The organism is Burkholderia oklahomensis C6786 (genome assembly GCF_000959365.1).
GTDB lineage: Bacteria > Pseudomonadota > Gammaproteobacteria > Burkholderiales > Burkholderiaceae > Burkholderia > Burkholderia oklahomensis.
The window spans coordinates 871,090-891,229 of the sequence record NZ_CP009555.1; the positions used below are offsets into that span (position 1 = coordinate 871,090).

The window sequence follows — 20,140 nt, forward strand, 5'->3', positions numbered from 1 at the left end:
GTGCGAGTGCGAGTGCGCTACAGTGCGAACTTTTCCCGGCGCTCGACGGCCCGCCTGACCTGAGATCCCCCTATCGTGTCCAAATCCTCCGAAAAACTCGATCTCGCGACGCGCGCCGCATGGCTCTACTACGTCGCGGGCGACACCCAGAACGAAATCGCCGAGAAGCTGCAGGTGTCGCGCCCCGTCGCGCAGCGCCTCGTCGCGTTCGCGGTCGAGAAGAACCTGATTCGCGTGCGCGTCGACCATCGCGTCGCCGACTGCCTCGATCTCGCCGCGCAGCTGTCGAAGCGCTACGGCCTCGCGATGTGCGAAGTCGTGCCGATCGACGGCGACGCGCCCGACGCGATCGACCGCAAGCTCGCGGTCGCGGGCGCGCAGGTGATGGAGCGCTATCTGAACGAAGAAAAGCCGATGGTGGTCGCGGTCAGCAGCGGCCGGACGCTGAAGGCCGCGGTCGCGCAGATCGCGCAGCTCGAGCGGCCGCAGCACCGGCTCGTGTCGATGGTCGGCGCGATCGCGCAGGACGGCTCGTCGAACCCGTACGACGTCGCGCAGCACATCTCCGAGAAGACGGGCGGCAAGCACTTCCTGCTGCCCGCGCCGCTCTTCGCGGACAGCGACGCCGAGCGCGCGCAGTGGTGCAATCACCGGCTGTACCGGATCGTCGAGAAGCTGTCGGCGCAAGCGGACGTCGCGTTCGTCGGCGTCGGCAACATCGGCGCGCACTGCCCGCTGTTCGAGGACGGCTTCATCACCGCCGACGAGCTGAGCGAGATGGTCGAGCTCGGCGCGGTGGCCGAGATGCTCGGTCTGCCGATCGACGCGCAAGGGCGGCGAATCGCAGCGTCGACGAGCGCGCGCGTGACGAGCGTCGCGCTCGACGCGCCGCCGAAGCGGCCGACGATCGGCTTCGCGGGCGGGCCGCGCAAGCGCGTCGCGGTGCTCGCGGCGCTGCGCGGCGGGTGGCTGTCGGGGCTCGTGACCGACGAGACCTGCGCGCGGGCGGCGCTCGCGGAGCAAGCCTAGCGACAGGCACGCCGCGTGCTGCGCCGCATCAGTCGCGTTTCGACAGACCAATGTCCGATTTCGTCGGGTAGTCCGTTTTATGGGAAGCGATGCTGACCGGCATCCCGTCGCTTCCGGCGGATCGGGCGGCGTCATTTCCGTCGCGCCGCTTCGCCGCGCGATCCCTTCGGAGAACCTCGATGAAAACAGGACGTCGACACTTCGTTCGCTCGTTGGCGAGCGCCTCGGCCGCGATGGCCGCCGCCGCATGGTCCCCGGCGCGCGCCGCGTCCGACGCGGCCGCCACGCCCGCCGCCCCGCTGTCGCTGACGCCCGGCCGCTGGTCGCCGCACAACGTCGCGCGGCTGCGCGACGTGCTCGCCGGGCACGGCTCGTCGAGCGCGCGCTACCGCGCCGACCGCCGGCCCTACGCGGTGTTCGACTGGGACAACACGAGCATCATGAACGACTGCGAAGAGGCGCTGCTGATGTACCAGATCGACGGGCTGCACTACCGGCTGACGCCTGGCCAGTTCTCCGCGATCCTGCGCCAGGGCGTGCCGGACGGCCCGTTCGACGCAAAGCTCGGCTACACGACGATCGACGGCAAGCCGGTGCGGATGGAGGACATCGCGGCCGACGTCGATGCCGACTATCGCTGGCTGCATGCGAACTATCAGGGCCTCGGCGGCGACAAGCCGCTCGACGAGATCCATCGCAGCGAGCAGTTCAAGGATTTCCGCGCGAAGCTGTATTTCATGTACGACGCGATCTGCGACACGTATCCGGTCGAGATCGGCTACAAGTGGATCATGTACTGGTACGCGGGCATGACGCGCGACGAGCTGCAGGCGATGGCGTATCAGAGCAACGTCGCGAATCTCGGCGACGCGCTGCGCAAGGTCGCGTACGAAAGCTCGCGCGCGCTGCCGGGCAAGGCTGGCGTCGTCGCCGCGACACACTTCCACGGCATCCGCATCCACGAGGAAATTCGCGCGATGATGGACACGCTGCGCTCGAACGGGATCGACGTGTACGTGAGCACCGCATCGCTCGACGACGTCGTGCGCGTGTTCGCCGGCCATCCGGCGTTCGGCTACGGCGTGCCCGCGGAGAACGTGATCGGCATGCGGCTCGTGACGGCCGACGGCAAGTACGTGAACGAATACGCGCCGAACTGGCAGTTCAACTACGGGCCGGGCAAGACCGTCGGCATTCGCAACGAGCTGCAGTCGAAGAAGGGCTACGGGCCGCTCCTCGTGTTCGGCGACAGCGACGGCGACGCGTGGATGCTGCGCGACTTCGCCGATACCGCTGTCGGCGTGATCGTCAACCGGATGAAGAAAGGCGAGATCGGTCTCGACAGCCGGAAGGCGGCCGAGCAGATCGGCGCGAAGGACGCGCGTCTCGTGCTGCAGGGACGCAACGAGAACACCGGGCTGATGGTCGCCGACGAACGCTCGATCAAGTACGGCAAGAGCGAGCCCAAGCTGCTCGCATGAGCAGGCCGGCGCACGCGTATCGCACCGGAATGCGCGCCGCGATATGCACCGCAATGCGCACCGCGACGCGCGCCGAATCGGGCGGCGGGCCAGGTGTGCGCGGCCGGCGCGCGCCGCCCTTGCATCAAGCCGCCATCGCGTGCTTCGGCTTCCGCTTGAACGCGCGCCCTGCTTCGTCGAACAGATGGCAGTGCTCGGGCTGCGCGCCGACGCGCAGCATCTCGCCCGCGCGATACGTGTCGAGCGGCGGAATCCGCGCGATCAGCCCGTCCGGCGCGACCGGCGACTCCGCGTACAGATAAGCGGCGTCGCCGAGCGACTCGACCGCCATCGTCCGCGCGACGACGCCGTCGCCGCCCGCGACGCCGACGTGCAGATGCTCGGGCCGGATACCGACCGTCACGCGCTCGCCCACGCGCATGTCGCCTACGCGCATGTCGCCTACGCGCACGTCGCCTACGCGCACGTCGCCTACGCGCACGTCGCCCGCGTGCAGCGCCGCCGCATCGACCGCGACGCGCTGCGTCTCGCCCGACTCGAAGCGCACGAGCACGCCGTCGGCCGACGCCGATTCAACGACGCCCGCGAGAAAGTTCATCTTCGGCGAGCCGATGAAGCCCGCGACGAACTGGTTCGCGGGCGCGTGATACAGCTCGTTCGGCGTGCCGACCTGCTGGACGCTGCCCGCCGACAGCACGACGATCTTGTCGGCGAGCGTCATCGCCTCGACCTGATCGTGCGTCACATAGATCATCGTCGTCTTCAGCTCGTCGTGCAGCCGCGCGAACTCGAGCCGCATCTTCACGCGCAGCGCCGCGTCGAGGTTCGACAGTGGCTCGTCGAACAGAAACACCTTCGGCTTTCTCGTGATCGCGCGGCCGATCGCGACGCGCTGCCGCTGGCCGCCCGACAGCTGCTTCGGCTTGCGCTCGAGCAGATGATCGATGTGCAGGATCTTCGCCGCCTGCCTGACCGCGTCGTCGATCTCCTGCTTCTTCGCGCCCGCGAGCTTGAGGCCGAACGCCATGTTGTCGTAGAGCGTCATGTGCGGATAGAGCGCATACGACTGGAACACCATCGCGATGCCGCGCTTCGCGCTCGGCACGTCGTTGACCTTCGCGCCGTCGATCAGCAGATCGCCGCTCGAGATGTCCTCGAGCCCGGCGATCATCCGCATCAGCGTGGATTTGCCGCAGCCGCTCGGCCCGACGAACACGACGAACTCGCCGTCCGCGATGTCGAGATTGACGCTGCGCAGCACTTCGTTGTCGTCGTAGCGCTTCGCGATATTGCGCAGGAGCACGCTTGCCATGATTTGTCTCCGTTCAGTTATGCGGCCGCGCGGCGATCGAACGCGCGCGGCATGATCGTTCAGTACGGCTGCACCGCGCCCGTCGCGACCCATTGCGCGACGAGCCCGGGCAGCTCGCGCATGTCGTCGAACACGCGCCGCGCGCCGATCCCGCGCAGCGCATCGACCTGCGACGGCGACGTGTGCCCGCCGCCGATGAAGCCGAGCACCGTCATGCCCGCCGCCGCCGCGGCCGTCACGCCCGTCGCGCTGTCCTCGACGACGAGGCACCGCGACGGCGCGACGCCGAGCGTGTGCGCGGCGGCGAGATAGACGTCGGGCGCGGGCTTCGGCCGCGCGACGCCGTCCGCGCAGAAGAGCCGCTCGCCGAAGAAGCGCTTCAGGCCCGTCCGGCGCAGCGCGGCGTCGACGTAATGCCGCCGGCTGTTGCTCGCGCACGCGATCGTCAGATCGACCTGCGCGAGCGCGGCGTCGATGCCGTCGACGATCGGCGCCTCGACGGCCGCCGCCTCGACGCTGCGCCGAATCGCTTCGATGTCCGAATCGGCGAGCGCACGGCCTGCGCGCGCGCTCGCGCCGCCGAGCACGCGCTCGGTCCGCAGGCCGAGGAGCGGCATCACGATCGGACGCACCGCGACGCCCGGCCAGCGCGCCTCGAGCTCGCGCACGAGCACGTCGGCCGCGATCGTCTCGCTGTCGATCAGTACGCCGTCGCAATCGCAGACGAGCACGCGCGCGTCGTTCGCCTGCGCCGTCGCGTCTGCCTTCATTTGACCGCCCCGAACGTGAGGCCGCGCACGAGCTGCTTCTGCGACAGCCAGCCGACGACGAGGATCGGCGCGACCGCGAGCAGCGACGCCGCCGACAGCTTCGCCCAGAAGAGCCCTTCGGGGCTCGAGTACGACGCGATGAACACGGTCAGCGGCGCGGCGTTCGAGCTCGACAGGTTGATGCTCCAGAATGCCTCGTTCCACGACAGGATCACGAGCAGGAGCGCGGTCGACGCGAGCCCGGGCAGCGCCATCGGCATCAGCAGATAGACGATCTCCTGCCACGTCGACGCGCCGTCGATGCGTCCGGCTTCGAGGATGTCCCTCGGAATCTCGTTGAAGTACGTGAACGTCATCCACACGGCGATCGGCAGATTGATCAGCGTGTAGACGATCACGAGCCCCGAGACGGTGTCGAGGAGCCCCGCGTTCTTCCACATCAGATAGATCGGCACGAGCACGCCGACGGACGGCATCATCTTCGTCGACAGCATCCACAGCAGCACTTTCTGCGTGCGCTTGCCGGGAAAGAACGCCATCGCGTACGCGGCGGGCACGGCGAGCAGCAGGCAGATCACCGTGACGCCCGCCGAGATCAGCACCGAGTTCCACGCGAACGCGAAGTAGTTGCTGCGCGCGAACACCTCGCGGAAGCTGTCGAGCGTCGGCACGAACACGAGCGTCGACGAATACGCCTGCTGCTCGGTCTTGAACGCGGTGATCGCCATCCAGAAGATCGGAAAGAACAGCACGAGCGCGACGAGCCATGCAAGCACGCCGGGCAGCGCGCGCTTCACGGCGCCGAACGCGGCGGGCGGCCCGCCGCCCGCGCCGTGAGAAGTTCCGTGCGAAGTCGATACGGTCAGATCGCTCATGCTTCGTACTCCCCTTTCAGATTCCGCGCGAGCATTCTCACGAGGAAGAACGACACGACGTTCGCGAGCACGACGGCGAGAATCCCGCCCGCCGATGCAAGCCCCACGTCGAACTGCTGCAGGCCGAGCGCGTAGATCAGGTACGACAGGTTCGTCGTCGCGTCGCCCGGGCCGCCGCCCGTCGTCGTATAGATTTCCGCGAAGATCGACAGCAGGAAGATCGTCTCCATCATCACGACGACCGCGATCGCGCGCTTCAGGTGCGGCAGCGTGATGTAGAAGAACATCGCGAACGGGCCCGCGCCGTCGATCCGCGCGGCCTCCTTCTGCTCCTGGTCGAGCGACTGGATCGCGGTGAAGAGAATCAGGAATGCGAACGGCAGCCATTGCCACGCGACGATCATCACGATCGACGCGAGCGGATATTGCGCGAACCAGTCGATCGGCTGCATCCCGAGCGCAAGCATCGCCCGCGCGACGAGCCCGTACACCGGATGCAGGATCATGTTCTTCCAGATGAGCGCCGACACCGTCGGCATCACGAAGAACGGCGCGATCGCGAACAGGCGCGCGATGCCCTGCCCGTAGAACTTGCGGTCGAACAGCACGGCCATCAGCACGCCGCCGATCACCGTGATCGCGAGCACCGAGCCGATCAGCGCGAGCGTGTGCCAGATCGCCGGCAAAAACGACGGATCGGTCGCGAGGAAGCGGTAGTTGTCGAGGCCGGCGAAGCCTTTGACATCGGGATTCAGCAGGTTGTAGCGCGAAAGCGAGAACCAGATCGTCATCGCGAGCGGGATCGCCATCCACAGGAACAGCACGGCGACGGACGGCGTCGCGAGCCAGCGCGCCGGCTTGCCGCGCGCACGCTCGCCGGCGGCGGGCCCCGCGTCGCCGAGCGACGCCGAGTGAGCGAGAGGAAGACGTAAGTGACGCATGATCGGGACCGCCTCTTTCGATGCGCGGGCGCGCGTGCCGCTTGCGCCCGCGTGACTGCGATGCCGCGCGCGCCGCGAGCGGCGCGGCGCGCGCGGCGCTTCACTTCCGGTAGCCGGCCTGGCGCACCGCGCGGTCGGCCGCGGCCTGGCCGGCCGCGAGCGCCTGATCGACGCTCATCTGTCCCGCGACCGCGCCCGCGATCGCCTGGCCGACGACCGTGCCGAACGACTGGAATTCAGGAATGCCGACATACTGGACGCCCGTGTACGGCACCTTCTTCAGCGTAGGATCGTTCGGATCCGCGGTCTGGATCGCCTTCAGCACGAAGTCGGAGAACGGCGCGGCGGCCTTGTACTCGGCGCGCTGATAGGTCGATTGGCGCGTTCCCGGCGGCACCGACGCCCAGCCTTCGTCCTTGCCGACCATCTCGACGTACTGCTTCGACGTCGCCCATTCGATGAACTTCTTCGCCGCGTCCTGCTGCTTCGACGTCTTCGGGATCGCGAGCGCCCACGCCCACAGCCAGTGCGAGCCCTTCGGCGTGGCGGCGACAGGCGCCGCCGCGAAACCGATCTTGTCCGCGACCTGCGACTGCTGCTTGTTGTACAGCATGCCCGCCGCGACCGTCGCGTCGATCCACATCGCGCACTTGCCCGATGCGGTGAGCGTCAGGTTCTCGTTGAAGCCGTTCGAGCTCGCGCCCGGCGGCCCGTTCTTCTTCAGCAGGTTCACGTAGAAGTTGATCGCCTTCTTCCACTCGGGCGACGTGAGCTGCGCGTTCCAGTTCTCGTCGAACCAGCGGCCGCCGAACGTGTTGACGACCGTCGACACGTACGCCATGTTCTCGCCCCAGCCGGCCTTGCCGCGCAGGCAGACCCCGTACGTGCCGTTCGCCTTGTCGGTCAGCTTGTCGGCGAACTCGGCGATCTGGTCGTAGGTCGGTTGCTCGGGCATCTTCAGGCCCTTCGCCGCGAACAGGTCCTTCCGGTAGAACGTCATCGAGCTCTCGACGTAGAACGGCAGCGCGTAGAGCTGGCCGTTGTACGACAGCGAGTCGCGCGCCGTCTTGATCACGTCGTTCAGGTCGTAGTCGGCGGGCAGGTTCGTCATCGGCGCGAGCCAGCCGCGCTTGCCCCACTGCGGCGCCTCGTACGTGCCGATCGCCATCACGTCGAACTGGCCGCTGCCCGTCGTGATGTCGGTCGTCGCGCGCTGGCGCAGCACGTTTTCTTCGAGAATCACCCAGTTCAGGCGAATGTCCGGGTTCGCCTTCTCGAACGCGGACGACAGCTTCTTCAGCTCGATCATGTCCGGATTGTTGAGCGTCGCGATCGTCAGCGTCGCCGCCTGCGCGGCGAGCGCCGACGACGCGAGCGCGGCGCCGGCGAAGAGGCGCGCGGCGGCGGCGATGAGCGTCTTTCGTTGCATGGCATGTCTCCTGTCTTGATATCGTGTTTGCCGCCCGTCGGGCGGGCTGCTTCAAGCGCTTTGCTGCATCCCGCACGCGCGCGCGTAGCGCGAGATCACGTCCCGGATTCGGTGGCGCACCCACGCGACCGGCTCGCGCGCGAGCTCGCCGCGACGGCATGCGGCATACACGTCGGGCAGCCACTGCGCGACGAGCGTCTCGGGCGGCGCGCGGTGCGCGAGGTTGTCGAAGAGGCGCGCGAGCGCCGCCGCGACGGCGGGCTGCAGCCAGTAATAGCGAATCCGGTCACTGTAGCTGAACTGGCGCGCGAGCCGCTGCGCGAGCGCGTCGCCGCGGTAGTACGGCGCCCAGTATTCGGGACGCTCGCGCATCGCCGCGTCGATCACGTCGCGCAGTTGCGAGCGCTCGGACGCGTCGTCGAAGAGCGCATCCTCGATGTAGGTCAGCGCGAACAGCGCCTCGCGCAGCGCGAAGGTGAGCGCCGGCCCGACCTTCAGGATCGCGAAGTGATCGCGCACGAGCGCGGCGAGCGCGCCGTCCGTCTGATAATCGGTCGAATGCGCTTCGAACACGAGCGGCGGCGTGCGCAGGATGCTCGCGCCGAGCTCGGCCCCGCGCGCCGGATCGTAGTCGAGCACGCGGCGATCGTCGAAATCGACGCCCGGCTGCGCGACGATCGCGATCACGCGCGACCACGCGTCGCGCAAGCCGTGCCGCGCGAACGCGCCGCGATGCGCGGCGAGCGTCGCGCTCACGCTGTCCGCGCGCGTGACTTCGATTTGCGCGAACGCGCCGCCGTCGGCCGCCGCGCCGCTCGCCTGCGGCTCGGCGGCGTCGTCCGAATTATCGGCCGTCGCGACGCTCACCTCGCCGCCCGGCGTCGGCACTTCGGTGCCGATCACGTAGACGGGCGACACGCCCACGGCGGCCGCCGCCTCTTCCGCGGCCGCGCAAAGCTGCGCCGCGCGCTCGGCGATCGTCGCGCCGGACAGCGGCGCGACGTCGTCCGCGCACGCCATGCTCGCGTCGAGATGGATCTTCATGAAGCCGGCGGCGACGTACGCGGCGACCATCGTCCGCGCCTCGCGCATCGCATCGTGCGCGCACAGGTGCCGCCACGGATTCGGGCCGAGGTGATCGCCGCCGAGAATCAGCGCCTGCGCCGGAAAGCCCGCGTCGCGCGCGAGCGCGTCGACGTCGCGGCGGAAATCCGCGGGCGTCATCCCGGTATAGCCGCCGCGATGATTGACCTGGTTGCAGGTCGCCTCGACGAGCAGCGGCGATTCGTCGGCGCGCGCCGCCTCGAACGCCGCTTCGAGCACGAGACGATGCGCGCTGCACACCGAATAGATGCCGCTCGCGCGGCCCGCGCGGTTCGCGTCGAAGATCTCGCGCAGCATCTGCACGGAGTGGCCGCTCGCGCGCGGACGCTCGACGACGGTGTTCACGCCGCGCATCGCACACCCCGCTCGGCGAGAAAACGATCGATTTCGTCCGGCATGCTGTTGCCCTCCATCGGCCCGACGCGCGACACCGCGAGCGCGCCCGCCGCGTTCGCGCGAGCGAGCGCGGTCGCGACCGGCAGCCCCGCGATCAGGCACGCGACGAACGTGCCGCCGAAGCAGTCGCCCGCGCCGGTCGGATCGACTTCGGCGGTTTCGTACGCGGGCGCGGCAACGCTGCCCGTGCGGTCGAACGCGGCGCTGCCCGCCGCGCCGCGCTTCAGCACGACGCGCTCGAGGAGCGGATGCGTCGCGAGCAGCCCCGCGATCGCGCGCTCGGCCGGCTGCGGCCCGCAGAAGAACGGCAGATCGGCCTCGCTCGGCAGGAACAGGTGGCACGCATCGAGCATCTCGTGGAGCGCCGAGCGCATCGGCGCGAACGCGAGCATCTCGGCGCGCACGTTCGGATCGAACGAGATCTTCGCGCCGACGCGCGCCGCCTCGACCACGCCGCGCTTGACCGCGGCGATCGCGTTCTCGCTCGTGAGCGACGAGCCCATCACGTGGAAATAGCGGCAGCCCGCGAACATCGACGGATCGACGTCGGCCGGCTGGAGAAGCGCGGATGCGCTGCCTTCGATGCTGAATACGAATTGCCGGCCGCCGTCCGCGCGATAGGCGACGCACGCGATGCCGGTCGGCCGCGCGGCGCGGCGGACGTGCGCGACATCGACGCCGTGGCCCGCGAGCCGCGCGACGATCGCGTCGCCGAACGCGTCTTTCCCGACGCAGCCCGCGTACGCGACCGACGCGCCCATGCGCGCCGCCTGATCGGCGAAGATCGCGGGCGCGCCGCTCGGAAACGGGCCGGCGAACTCGCCCGGCGCGTCGAAGCCCTGGCCGCGCTGCACGGCGACGAATTCGGCGAGCAGCTCGCCCGCGGCGACGATCGCGGCCATCACGTCAGCCCGCGCGGGGCCGCCCCGAGGGGGCTGACAGCCCGCCCAAGAGGGAGCGGGCGAGGAAAGCGTGGAAACCGTTTCATGTCAGCTCATCCAGTTGCCGCCGTCGACATTGAGCGTCTGGGCAGTGATGTAGTCGGCATCGGCCGACGCGAGGAACAGCGCGGCGCCGGTGAGATCGTCGGGCACGCCCATTCTGCCGAGCGGCACCGCTTCGCCGACAAGCCGCTTCTTCTCGCCGAGCGGCCGGTTCTCGTAGCGCGCGAACAGCGCGTCGACCTGCTCCCACATCGGCGTATCGACGACGCCGGGCGCGATGCCGTTCACGTTGATCCGGTGCTTCGCGAGCGCGAGCGCGGCCGACTGCGTGTAGCTCAGCACCGCGGCCTTCGTCGCGCAGTAGTGCGACACGAGCGCCTCGCCGCGGCGGCCCGCCTGCGACGACATGTTGACGATCTTGCCGCCGCGCCCCTGCTCGACCATCCGCTGCGCGACCGCCTGCATCAGGAAGAACATGCCCTTCACGTTGACGGCGAAGAGGCGGTCGAATACGTCCCACGATTCGTCGAGAAGCGGGCGCATGTCGAAGAGCGCCGCGTTGTTGAAGAGGATGTCGACGCCGCCGAAGCGCTCGACCGCCGTGGCGACGATGCGCGCGATGTCGTCGCGGCGCGTGACGTCCGCCGGCACGGCGATCGCGCGGCCGGGATGCGCGTCGATGAGCCGCGCGAGCGAGCCGTCGGCCGGTTTCAGATCGACGAGCACGCAAAGCGCGCCCTCTTCCAGATAGCGTCGCGCCACCGCTTCGCCGATACCGCTTGCCGCGCCCGTCAGGATCGCGACCTTCTCCTGCAGTCTCACTGGTGTCTCCGATTCGTTATACGTCGTGCCGCCGGTCGTCGAATCGAGCGTTCGCTCGCAGATCGATCATTTGCTCTGAATGCGAACGAATGATCGGCCACGAAGCCGGCACTGTCAAGGCGGAAAAGCGGTCTTTCGATGATGCGCCGCCGCATCGCGAATGCGGGCGGCTCAGGCGGGACAAGGGCTACAGACGGGATTGCAGGCGGAGTGTGCGGCGCGAGGATGCAACGCGGACGGATACGTTATATCATCACGCCATCTTCCGTCCGACCGGTTCGCACGATGGCCTCGACCCACTCCCTCGCCGCCCGCCTCTCCCGCGCCGACGCGTTCGCCGCCGAGCACGGCCTCGCGTGGACGCCGCTGCGCCGGCAGGTCTACGAGCGCGTGCTCGCCTCCGGCCGGCCGATCGGCGCGTACGATCTGCTCGCCGAGCTCGAGCCGCAGCGCGGCCGCGTGCCGCCGACGACCGTCTACCGCGCGCTCGAGTTTCTCGTCGAGCACGGCTTCATCCACCGGATCGAATCGAAGAACGCGTTCATCGCGTGCTGCGAGATCGGCAAGCCGCACGAAGGGCAGTTCCTGATCTGCGAGGAATGCGGCGAAACCGTCGAGATTCCCGGCGGCGATCTCGCGAAGCAGCTCTCGGCGAGCCCGCCCGCGCACGGCTTCGAGGTGCATCGGCAGGTCGTCGAGCTGACGGGCCTCTGCGGACAGTGCAAGACGAAGCACGCGCACCACGGCTGAGCCGCTCGACGTCTTTTCCGGCTGCCTTCTCCGGCTTTTCATTCCGTCAACCGAATCGAGGATCGACCGCATGTCCTTTGCCGCCACGACGCACGCGCCGCCGAGCGCGCCTGCCTCTTCGCCGCGCGCCGCGCGCCTGATGCGCTCGCTGCTTGCGTCGCGCTCGCCACGGCTGTCGCGCGCGCTGCGCACGCTCGCCGCCGGCATCGCCGCGCTCGCGCTCGCCGGCACCGCGTTTGCGCAGAACGCGACGCTCAAGATCGTCGCCGCCGAAAACTTCTACGGCGACGTCGCGCGGCAGATCGGCGGCTCGCACGTCGCGGTGTCGGACATTCTCAGCAATCCCGATCAGGATCCGCATCTGTTCGAAGCGAGCCCGAAGGTCGCGCGCGAGCTGCAGCGCGCGGATCTCGTGATCTACAACGGCGCCGACTACGATCCGTGGATGGCGAAGCTCCTCGCCGCGTCGAAGAATACGAAGCGCAAGGCGGTCGTCGTCGCGGAGCTCGTCGGCAAGAAGGCGGGCGACAACCCGCACCTGTGGTACGACCCGGCGACGATGCCCGTCGCCGCGCGCGCGCTCGCCGCGGCGCTCGGCTCGGCCGATCCGGCGCACAAGGCCGAGTACGACGCGAACCTCGCGAAGTTCGTCGCGTCGATCAAGCCGATCGACGCGAAGGTCGCCGAGCTGCGCGCACGCTACAAGGGCGTGCCCGTGACCGCGACGGAGCCCGTGTTCGGCTACATGTCCGATGCGATCGGGCTCGAGATGCGCAACCAGCGCTTCCAGCTCGCGACGATGAACGACACCGAGGCGAGCCCCGCCGACATCGCCGCGTTCGAGAACGATCTGAGAAAGCGCCAGGTGCGCGTGCTGATCTACAACAGCCAGGCGGTCGAGCCGATGACGAAACGGATGCTGACGATCGCGCAGGATGCGCGCGTGCCGACCGTGAGCGTCACCGAAACGCAGCCCCCCGGCAAGACCTTCCAGCAATGGATGCTCGCGCAGCTCGACGCGCTCGCGGCGGCGCTCGGCCAACGTCCGTAACGAAATGACCCGATCCATGCATGCGCTCGAACTCGATCACGTGACGCTCGCGCTCGGCGGCCGCACGATCCTGCGCGACGTGAGCTTCGCCGTCGAGGCGGGCGAATTCGTCGGCGTGCTCGGGCCGAACGGCGCCGGCAAGACGACGCTGATGCGCGCGGTGCTCGGCCTCGTGCCGGCCGAATCCGGCGCGATCCGCGTCGCGGGCAGGCCCGTCGCGCGCGGCAATCCGGCGATCGGCTACATGCCGCAGATCCGCAGCGCGCTCGCCGGACGCCGCGTGCGCGGCCACGACTTCGTCGCGATGGCGGCGGACGGCCATCGCTGGGGGCTGCCGCACGCGAGCGCTTCGGTCGCGGCCGACGTCGACCGCGTGCTCGAGCTCGTCGGCGCGACTGCCCTCGCGAAGCGACCGCTTTCCGAGCTGTCGGGCGGCGAGCGCCAGCGCCTGCTGCTCGCGCAATGCCTGCTCGGCGCGCCGAAGCTCCTGCTGCTCGACGAGCCGCTCATCAGCCTCGATCCGAATCATCAGCGCGGCGTCGTCGAGCTCGTGCGGCGCGTGCAGCGCGAGCTCGGCATCACCGTGCTGTTCTCCGCGCACGAGCTCAACCCGCTCCTGAACGCGCTCGATCGCGTGCTGTATCTCGGCAACGGCGTCGCGGCGCTCGGCACCGTCGACGAAGTGATCACGAAGCCCGTGCTGTCGCGCCTCTACGGCTCGCCGATCGACGTGATGCGCGTGAACGGCCGCATCTTCGTGATGTCGGGCGACGTCGAAGTCGAGAAGCACGATCACGGACACGAAGACGAGCACGACCACGAGCATGCTCACGGACACGGGCACGGCCATGGACATGCCCACTCGCACGGCGCCGGACACTCACACGATGTTTGAATACGAATTCATGGTCAATGCGTTCGCGGCGGCGGGGATCGTCGCCGTGCTCGCGGGCATCGTCGGCTACTTCCTCGTGCTGCGCGGGCAGACGTTCGCGGGCCATGCGCTGTCGCACGTCGGCTTCACCGGCGCGACGGGCGCGGCGCTCCTCGGCGTGTCGCCGATCTGGGGAATGGTCGGCTTCACGCTCGCCGCCGGCATCGGCATGGGCGCGCTCGGCGAGCGGCTCGCGGGCCGAGACGTCGCGATCGGCGTGATCCTGTCGGTCGCGCTCGGCTGCGGGCTGCTGTTCCTGCATTTCTATACGAGCTACGCGACGCAGGTCACGGCGCTCCTGTTCGGCAACGTGCTCGGCGTGAGCCACGCGACGCTCGTCGTGCTCGTCGCGATCGGCGCGGTGAGCCTCGTCGCGCTCGCGGCGATCGCGCGGCCGCTCCTCTTCGCGTCGCTGCAGCCGGAGCTCGCGGAAGCGAAAGGCGTGTCGCTGCGGCTCGTGTCGATCCTGTTCCTGTCGATCTGCGCGCTCGCCGTCGCCGCATGCACGCAGATCGTCGGCGTGCTGCTCGTGTTCACGCTGCTCGTCGGGCCCGCGGCCGCCGCGCAGAATCTCGCGACGCGCCTCACGACGGGCGTCTGGCTCGCCGCCGCGTTCGCGCTTAGCGAAGCGTGGCTCGGCATCACGCTCGCGTATTACACCGACTGGCCGACGAGCTTCTGGATCACCGCGCTGTCGGCGCTCGTCTATGGCGCGAGTCTCGTCGGGAGGCGGCACAGCGCATGATGCTCGGCGGCGCGCGAAACGCTCCGATCGGCCGATAGAAAAGCCCGCACCGCTCGCCAGAGCCGTGTGGGCTTTTTTCGTTGCCGAGCCGCTTCTCGCGATCGCGCTATCGCATGCTCATCGGCACAGCACGCGTGCGTGATGCTCGATGTGATCGGCGATGAAAGTCGAGATGAAGTAATAGCCGTGATCGTAGCCTTCGTGACGGCGCAGCGTGAGCGGCTGCCCCGCCGCCCGGCATGCGGCCTCGAACGCGTCCGGGTTCAGCTGCGTCGGGAGGAACGAGTCGGCGAGCCCCTGATCGATCAGGATGCCTTCGTCGAAGTGCTTCGCGTCCGCGCGCGCGACCAGTTCGCTTGCGTCGTACTGCTTCCACGCGTCGCGATCGGCGCCCAGATAACCGGTGAACGCCTTCTCGCCCCACGGGCAGCGCGTCGGCGCCGCGATCGGCGCGAACGCCGACACCGACCGATACACGCCCGGATTGCGCAGCGCGAGCACGAGCGCACCGTGGCCGCCCATCGAATGACCGAAGATGCCGAGCCGCGCGCCGTCGATCGGCAGCTCGGCCGTCACGATCCCGCGCAGTTCGTCGACCACATACGAGTGCATCCGATAGTGCGTCGACCACGGCGCTTGCGTCGCATCGACGTAGAAGCCCGCGCCGACGCCGAAGTCCCACGCATCCGCCTCGCCCGGCACGCCGGCGCCGCGCGGGCTCGTGTCGGGCGCGACGAGCGCGATTCCATGCCGCGCGGCGAAGCGCTGCGCGCCCGCCTTGATCGCGAACGTCTCCTCGGTGCACGTGAGCCCCGCCAGATAGAACAGCGCCGGCACGCGGCCGCGCGCCGCCTGCGGCGGCACGTACACCGAGAACTTCATCGGCAGTCCGATCGTCTTCGATTCGTGACGATAGAAGCGCTGCTCGCCGCCGTGGCACGCGTGTGACGAAACGAGTTCGAGCATCGTCGTTCCCTCGCGATCAGTACAGCACGACCGAGCGAATCGACTCGCCCTTCTTCATCAGGTCGAAGCCGTCGTTGATCCGCTCGAGCGGCAGCGTGTGCGTGATCAGGTCGTCGATGTTGAGCTTGCCTTCCATGTACCAGTCGACGATCTTCGGCACGTCGGTGCGCCCGCGCGCGCCGCCGAACGCCGAGCCCTTCCATTCGCGGCCCGTCACGAGCTGGAACGGCCGCGTGCTGATCTCCTCGCCCGCCGCCGCGACGCCGATGATGAACGACTGGCCCCAGCCCTTGTGCGTGCATTCGAGCGCCTGGCGCATCACCTTCACGTTGCCGATGCATTCGAACGAGTAGTCCGCGCCGCCGTCCGTCAGCTGCACGATGTGATCGACGACGTTCTCGACCTCGTTCGGATTGACGAAGTGCGTCATCCCGAACTTCTTCGCGAGCTCGACGCGCTTCGGGTTGAGATCGACGCCGATGATCTTGTCCGCGCCGACCATCTTCGCGCCCTGGATCACGTTCAGCCCGATCCCGCCGAGACCGAACACGACGACGTTCGCGCCCGCCTCGACCTTCGCCGAATAGACGACCGCGCCGACGCCCGTCGTCACGCCGCAGCCGATGTAGCAGATCTTGTCGAACGGCGCGTCCTCGCGCACCTTCGCGACCGCGATCTCCGGCACCACGATGTAGTTCGAGAACGTCGACGTGCCCATGTAGTGGAAGATCGGCTTGCCGCCGACCGAGAAGCGCGACGTCGCGTCGGGCATCAGGCCCTTGCCTTGCGTCGCGCGGATCTTCTGGCACAGGTTGGTCTTGCGCGACAGGCAGAACTTGCACTCGCGGCATTCGGGCGTGTAGAGCGGAATCACGTGGTCGCCCTTCCTCACGGTGCCGACGCCCGGCCCGACGTCGACGACGACGCCCGCGCCTTCGTGGCCGAGGATCGCCGGGAAGATGCCTTCGGGATCCGCACCGGACAGCGTGTAGTAGTCCGTGTGGCAGATGCCCGTCGCCTTCACCTCGATCAGCACCTCGCCTGCACGCGGGCCTTCGAGATCGACCTCTTCGATCGTCAGCGGTGCGCCCGCCTTCCAGGCAATCGCGGCTTTCGTTTTCATGCGTAATCTCCAGAGAAGTAGCTGGGTTGAGTGTCCCGAAGTGTATCCGCATGCACGGCCGGCCCGGCGGCGGCGGCGAGGAAATTGGCAGGAATCGGCGGAAAGTTGTCAGGACCCGGCGGCGGCCGCGATGGCCGTTCCGCCGGCGCCGCCTGTTCTTCCCGCCCGGGCGCGCACACGTCCGGGGGCCGAATGCCCGCGACGCACGGCGGGCGTCGCCGACGCATCCGGAGCACGCGCGCCCGCGCGCCGCGGACGAACGTGCCGCCCGTGATTGTGCCCCAACTTGCCGTTCGCGCCGCCGTTCGCCAGCGGCGCGAACGGCCGCGGTGCGCGAGCGGCCCGGAAAAGCAAGCGAGACGGCAATGCCGGCGCAGGCGCGCAGGACGAAGCACGCTCCGCGCCGGGGACGGCCGCGCCGCCGGGGCGCTCGCGGACCACGGCAACCGCGCGCGCCGCGGCGCGCTCCCGCGGCGCGAGCAATCGTCCGGATCGACGAAGTGGGTTAAGATCGGCGCCGTCTCGGCAAGTCGATGGTGAAACGGCATGGCAGCGGAAATTCCCCCCCGACATCGAACGACGACCGTCGATGTCGTGATCTATCCGGGATTCAAGGCAATCGAGGCCGTCGGCGTCATCAACGTGTTCGATTACGCGAACGCGCGGCTCGCCGCCGCCGGACACGCGCCCGTCTACGATCTTCAGATCGCCGCGCCCGCGAAGGGCGCGGTCAAGTCCGACACCCTCATCGTGCTCGAGGCGACCAAGGCGCTCGACACCCTCGCCGTGCCGGACACGGCGATCGTCGTCGGCGCGCGCGACATCGAACGCGCGCTGCGCGACACGTCGATGCTCGCCGGCTGGTGCCGCGACGTGTCCGGCCGGATCGGCCGGATGGTGGGGCTGTGCTCCGGCTGCTTCTTTCTTGCCGAGTCCGGGATGCTGGACGGCCGCCGGGCGACGACGCACTGGAGCGTCGCCACGCTGTTGCAGGTTCGCTATCCGGCGGTAAAAGTGGAGCCCGACGCCATTTTCGTGCGGGAAGGCAACGTGTGGACGTCGGCGGGCGTCACGGCCGGCCTCGATCTCGCGCTCGCGATGGTCGAAGAGGATCTCGGCCGCGAGATTGCGCTCGCCGTCGCGCGCGATCTCGTGATCTATCTGAAACGCCCCGGCGGACAGTCGCAGTTCAGCGTGTATCTGGCCAGTCAGATGACCGCTCACTCGTCCATTCGCGACGTTCAGGACTGGATCCTGAATTCGCTGGACGCGCGCTTGAGCGTTGCGCAGCTCGCGAAGCGCGCCGCGATGAGCGAGCGCAACTTCATCCGCGTCTTCGTGCGGGAAACCGGCTATCGTCCGGCCGAGTTCATCGAAATCGCGCGGCTCGAAAAGGCGCGCCGAATGCTCGAGCAGGAGGAGCTGCCGCTCAAGACCGTCGCCGTTCGCAGCGGATTTCATTCCGACGATCAGCTGCGGCGCGTGTTCGTGCGCCGCCTGGGCGTGACGCCCGGCGCCTATCGCGAACGGTTCTCCGGCACCGGCGTGCGCGAGCTGCCCGCGAGCGGCGACGCGGACTGAAGCGTCGGCCGCGCGGGCGGCCTCCAGCCGGGCTCGCGGCGAAACGCGCTGCTTCGCCGCATCCGACCGCCCTGTTCGGCGGCGCGGCGATGCGATTCGCGTCGCGAACACATCGCTTTCACGACGACATCCGCGTCGCGCCGCTCGAAGCGGCATCGACGCCCGCCGACGCGACGGAACCCCTCACGCGCCCGGCGCGAACCACGCTTCGGTGCGTCGATACAGTTCGACGAAGCGCGCGTGGCGCGCGGCAAGCGCGGCATCGTGCGTCGGCGCGGCGACGCGGGTCGCGCCCGGCGCGAGCGCGGCGAGCTCCGCTCCCCGCCAGTGGCCCGCCGCGACGCCGCCGAGCAGCGCCGCGCCGCGCGCGGCGGCGTCCGCGCCGTCGACCGCGAAGAGCTCGGCGTCGAGCGCATCGGCAAGCAACTGCCGCCAGCGAGGCTCGACCGAGCCGCCGCCCGCGAGCCGCAGCGCGCGCACGGGCGAGCCGTCGGCACGGATCGCGTCGAGCCCCGCGCGCAGCGCGAACGCGACACCTTCGAACGCCGCGCGCATCAGCGCGCCGCGCGAGTCGCCGAGCGACAAGCCGAGCCAGCCGCCTCTCGCGGCGGGATTCATCCACGGCGAGCGCTCCCCCGTCAGATACGGCAGGAAGCTGATTTGCGGCGATGCGTTCGTGCCGAACGCGTCGTCGTAGGCGGCGCGCCAATCCGGATAGACGAGCCAGCCGCGCGCCGACTCGAGCGCGATCCCGACGTTCTGCATCGCGGCCATCGTGTAATAGCGCGCGCCGCCCGCCGCACGATAACGGTGCAGGCCCGCGCGCGGCGCGGCGCCCTGCGCGGTGAGCACGACGATCTGGCCGCCCGTGCCGGTCGTCAGGAGCGCGTCGCCGTCGTGCGCGAGGCCGCTGCCGAGCGCCGCGCACGGCGTGTCGCCCGCGCCCGTCGCGAGCGCGATGCCCGCGGGCAGGCCGAGCGCGCGCGCCGCATCGGCAGACAGCGTGCCGCACTGCGCGTCCGATGCGCATGCCGGCGCGAACAGCGCGCGCGGCAAGCCGAGCGATTCGATCAGCGCATCGTCCCATTCCCCGTCCGGGCCCGCGAGCGCGGTCGCGCACGCATCGGACGGATCGCTCGCGACGTCGCCGCCCAGCGCGACGCGCAGCCAGTCTTTCGGCTGCAGCGCCCAGCGCGCGGCGCGCAGCGTGTCGGGCTCATGCGCGGCGAGCCATGCGAGCAGCGGCCCCGCCATGCCGGGCGACACGGGATTGGACGCCGCGGGCCAGCTCGCGACGCGCGCGGTCGCGCGCGCATCGGGCCACAGCATCGCGGGCCGCAGCGCATGCCCGGACGCGTCGGTCAGCACGACGCCGTGCATCTGCCCGGAAAAGCCGATCGCCCGCACCTGCGCGCGCTCGCGTTCGGGCAAGCGCTGCGCGGCGTCGGCGAGCGCACGCCGCCACGCGGCGACGTCGATCTCCGCCCAGCCGGGCTGCGGCGTCGCGACCGCGTACGCGGCGCCCGCCGACGCGCACACGCGGCCGTCGCCGCCGACGATCGCGAGCTTCAGGGAACCGGTCCCCAGATCGATGCCGAGAAATCGCATAACGAAACATGGATTCGAATGAGCCGACGCCGATGATAACCGCCCCACTTGTCCGCGCTCACGCAATCCGCGTCCACCGCCCGAATGCCCGCGCGAATCGGCTGCGCGCGGGTTAACCCGGCGCGATTTTCGCGCGTCGCGCGCGGCCACTATGCCGATCCGTCGATACAGACCATAAACCAGACGATATTTGGCGACGTCGACCGATCAATTTTGGCCGGCGATAAAACCGCGACACCCACTCGCCACGCAGGTCTCCGAGATGAACGCATCGCTCAC

At 69.3% G+C, this 20,140-nt stretch carries 18 protein-coding genes; 7 read left to right on the plus strand and 11 right to left on the minus strand.

The features are described 5' to 3' along the window. The first annotated feature begins 75 nt into the window (after positions 1 to 75). Positions 76 to 1,029, plus strand: coding sequence for a sugar-binding transcriptional regulator (locus tag BG90_RS03905; RefSeq protein WP_010101973.1), 954 nt, complete (start codon positions 76 to 78; stop codon positions 1,027 to 1,029). Between the two features lie 179 nt (positions 1,030 to 1,208). After that, a complete protein-coding gene (locus tag BG90_RS03910) occupies positions 1,209 to 2,510 on the plus strand; it encodes a haloacid dehalogenase-like hydrolase (RefSeq protein WP_025989682.1) in 1,302 nt (433 codons plus the stop codon). A gap of 124 nt (positions 2,511 to 2,634) precedes the next feature. Here BG90_RS03910 and BG90_RS03915 read toward each other — a convergent pair whose 3' ends face one another. From BG90_RS03915 to BG90_RS03950, 8 genes are all read right to left on the minus strand, one after another. After that, positions 2,635 to 3,822: an ABC transporter ATP-binding protein gene (locus BG90_RS03915; RefSeq protein ID WP_010114238.1), complete on the minus strand. Its 1,188-nt coding sequence runs from the start codon at positions 3,820 to 3,822 to the stop codon at positions 2,635 to 2,637. 59 nt (positions 3,823 to 3,881) lie between these two features. Continuing rightward, complete coding sequence (locus tag BG90_RS03920) at positions 3,882 to 4,592, minus strand: HAD family hydrolase (protein WP_010114237.1); 711 nt, start codon at positions 4,590 to 4,592, stop codon at positions 3,882 to 3,884. Further along, positions 4,589 to 5,467, minus strand: a complete 879-nt coding sequence (locus BG90_RS03925) for a carbohydrate ABC transporter permease (RefSeq protein ID WP_010101967.1) — start codon at positions 5,465 to 5,467, stop codon at positions 4,589 to 4,591. Before BG90_RS03925 ends, BG90_RS03920 begins: the two co-directional genes overlap by 4 nt. Then, positions 5,464 to 6,408 carry a carbohydrate ABC transporter permease gene (locus BG90_RS03930; protein WP_010101966.1) on the minus strand — a complete coding sequence of 315 codons (945 nt, stop codon included), beginning with the start codon at positions 6,406 to 6,408 and terminating at the stop codon, positions 5,464 to 5,466. Before BG90_RS03930 ends, BG90_RS03925 begins: the two co-directional genes overlap by 4 nt. A 100-nt stretch (positions 6,409 to 6,508) precedes the next feature. Continuing rightward, positions 6,509 to 7,837 carry an ABC transporter substrate-binding protein gene (locus BG90_RS03935; RefSeq protein ID WP_010101963.1) on the minus strand — a complete coding sequence of 443 codons (1,329 nt, stop codon included), beginning with the start codon at positions 7,835 to 7,837 and terminating at the stop codon, positions 6,509 to 6,511. Positions 7,838 to 7,888: 51 nt separating this feature from the next. Then, on the minus strand, positions 7,889 to 9,295 hold the full coding sequence (locus BG90_RS03940) for a D-tagatose-bisphosphate aldolase, class II, non-catalytic subunit (protein WP_010114236.1): 1,407 nt from the start codon (positions 9,293 to 9,295) through the stop codon (positions 7,889 to 7,891). After that, positions 9,283 to 10,239, minus strand: coding sequence for a sugar kinase (locus BG90_RS03945; RefSeq protein WP_010101961.1), 957 nt, complete (start codon positions 10,237 to 10,239; stop codon positions 9,283 to 9,285). The genes BG90_RS03940 and BG90_RS03945 overlap by 13 nt, the downstream gene beginning before the upstream one ends. An 87-nt stretch (positions 10,240 to 10,326) precedes the next feature. Continuing rightward, a complete protein-coding gene (locus tag BG90_RS03950) occupies positions 10,327 to 11,103 on the minus strand; it encodes an L-iditol 2-dehydrogenase (RefSeq protein ID WP_010101960.1) in 777 nt (258 codons plus the stop codon). 285 nt (positions 11,104 to 11,388) lie between these two features. Here BG90_RS03950 and BG90_RS03955 point away from each other — a divergent pair, with 285 nt between their 5' ends. The 4 genes from BG90_RS03955 (at position 11,389) to BG90_RS03970 (ending at position 14,583) form a co-directional block, all read left to right on the plus strand. After that, positions 11,389 to 11,853, plus strand: a complete 465-nt coding sequence (locus BG90_RS03955; protein ID WP_010101957.1) for a Fur family transcriptional regulator — start codon at positions 11,389 to 11,391, stop codon at positions 11,851 to 11,853. Between the two features lie 70 nt (positions 11,854 to 11,923). Next, positions 11,924 to 12,904 (plus strand): metal ABC transporter solute-binding protein, Zn/Mn family, encoded by a 981-nt coding sequence (locus BG90_RS03960; RefSeq protein ID WP_010114235.1) that lies wholly within the window; start codon positions 11,924 to 11,926, stop codon positions 12,902 to 12,904. Between the two features lie 16 nt (positions 12,905 to 12,920). After that, positions 12,921 to 13,799 carry an ABC transporter ATP-binding protein gene (locus tag BG90_RS03965; RefSeq protein ID WP_010114234.1) on the plus strand — a complete coding sequence of 293 codons (879 nt, stop codon included), beginning with the start codon at positions 12,921 to 12,923 and terminating at the stop codon, positions 13,797 to 13,799. After that, positions 13,792 to 14,583 carry a metal ABC transporter permease gene (locus tag BG90_RS03970; RefSeq protein ID WP_010101947.1) on the plus strand — a complete coding sequence of 264 codons (792 nt, stop codon included), beginning with the start codon at positions 13,792 to 13,794 and terminating at the stop codon, positions 14,581 to 14,583. The genes BG90_RS03965 and BG90_RS03970 overlap by 8 nt, the downstream gene beginning before the upstream one ends. A gap of 117 nt (positions 14,584 to 14,700) precedes the next feature. Here BG90_RS03970 and fghA read toward each other — a convergent pair whose 3' ends face one another. Both fghA and BG90_RS03980 read right to left on the minus strand, forming a co-directional pair. Continuing rightward, a complete protein-coding gene (gene fghA, locus BG90_RS03975) occupies positions 14,701 to 15,549 on the minus strand; it encodes an S-formylglutathione hydrolase (RefSeq protein ID WP_010101946.1) in 849 nt (282 codons plus the stop codon). 16 nt (positions 15,550 to 15,565) lie between these two features. Continuing rightward, a complete protein-coding gene (locus BG90_RS03980) occupies positions 15,566 to 16,672 on the minus strand; it encodes an S-(hydroxymethyl)glutathione dehydrogenase/class III alcohol dehydrogenase (RefSeq protein ID WP_025989680.1) in 1,107 nt (368 codons plus the stop codon). A 546-nt stretch (positions 16,673 to 17,218) separates the two neighbouring features. Between BG90_RS03980 and BG90_RS03985 the strand changes: the two genes are divergently transcribed. Beyond that, complete coding sequence (locus BG90_RS03985) at positions 17,219 to 18,253, plus strand: GlxA family transcriptional regulator (protein WP_010101943.1); 1,035 nt, start codon at positions 17,219 to 17,221, stop codon at positions 18,251 to 18,253. Between the two features lie 183 nt (positions 18,254 to 18,436). On the opposite strand, the gene BG90_RS03990 is transcribed toward BG90_RS03985, so the two are convergent. Continuing rightward, a complete protein-coding gene (locus tag BG90_RS03990; protein WP_045568055.1) occupies positions 18,437 to 19,861 on the minus strand; it encodes a xylulokinase in 1,425 nt (474 codons plus the stop codon). Between the last annotated feature and the right edge of the window lie 279 nt (positions 19,862 to 20,140).

Bases quoted from the DNA above. Each gene is read 5' to 3' on its own strand.
- BG90_RS03990 (WP_045568055.1), bottom strand. From the start codon at position 19,861: ATGCGATTTCTCGGCATCGATCTGGGGACCGGTTCCCTGAAGCTCGCG.
- BG90_RS03915 (WP_010114238.1), bottom strand. From the start codon at position 3,822: ATGGCAAGCGTGCTCCTGCGCAATATCGCGAAGCGCTACGACGACAAC.
- BG90_RS03960 (WP_010114235.1), top strand. From the start codon at position 11,924: ATGTCCTTTGCCGCCACGACGCACGCGCCGCCGAGCGCGCCTGCCTCT.
- BG90_RS03925 (WP_010101967.1), bottom strand. From the start codon at position 5,467: ATGAGCGATCTGACCGTATCGACTTCGCACGGAACTTCTCACGGCGCG.
- BG90_RS03985 (WP_010101943.1), top strand. From the start codon at position 17,219: ATGGCAGCGGAAATTCCCCCCCGACATCGAACGACGACCGTCGATGTC.
- BG90_RS03955 (WP_010101957.1), top strand. From the start codon at position 11,389: ATGGCCTCGACCCACTCCCTCGCCGCCCGCCTCTCCCGCGCCGACGCG.
- BG90_RS03940 (WP_010114236.1), bottom strand. From the start codon at position 9,295: ATGCGCGGCGTGAACACCGTCGTCGAGCGTCCGCGCGCGAGCGGCCAC.
- BG90_RS03910 (WP_025989682.1), top strand. From the start codon at position 1,209: ATGAAAACAGGACGTCGACACTTCGTTCGCTCGTTGGCGAGCGCCTCG.
- BG90_RS03920 (WP_010114237.1), bottom strand. From the start codon at position 4,592: ATGAAGGCAGACGCGACGGCGCAGGCGAACGACGCGCGCGTGCTCGTC.
- BG90_RS03970 (WP_010101947.1), top strand. From the start codon at position 13,792: ATGTTTGAATACGAATTCATGGTCAATGCGTTCGCGGCGGCGGGGATC.
- BG90_RS03945 (WP_010101961.1), bottom strand. From the start codon at position 10,239: ATGGCCGCGATCGTCGCCGCGGGCGAGCTGCTCGCCGAATTCGTCGCC.
- fghA (WP_010101946.1), bottom strand. From the start codon at position 15,549: ATGCTCGAACTCGTTTCGTCACACGCGTGCCACGGCGGCGAGCAGCGC.
- BG90_RS03930 (WP_010101966.1), bottom strand. From the start codon at position 6,408: ATGCGTCACTTACGTCTTCCTCTCGCTCACTCGGCGTCGCTCGGCGAC.
- BG90_RS03935 (WP_010101963.1), bottom strand. From the start codon at position 7,837: ATGCAACGAAAGACGCTCATCGCCGCCGCCGCGCGCCTCTTCGCCGGC.
- BG90_RS03980 (WP_025989680.1), bottom strand. From the start codon at position 16,672: ATGAAAACGAAAGCCGCGATTGCCTGGAAGGCGGGCGCACCGCTGACG.
- BG90_RS03965 (WP_010114234.1), top strand. From the start codon at position 12,921: ATGCATGCGCTCGAACTCGATCACGTGACGCTCGCGCTCGGCGGCCGC.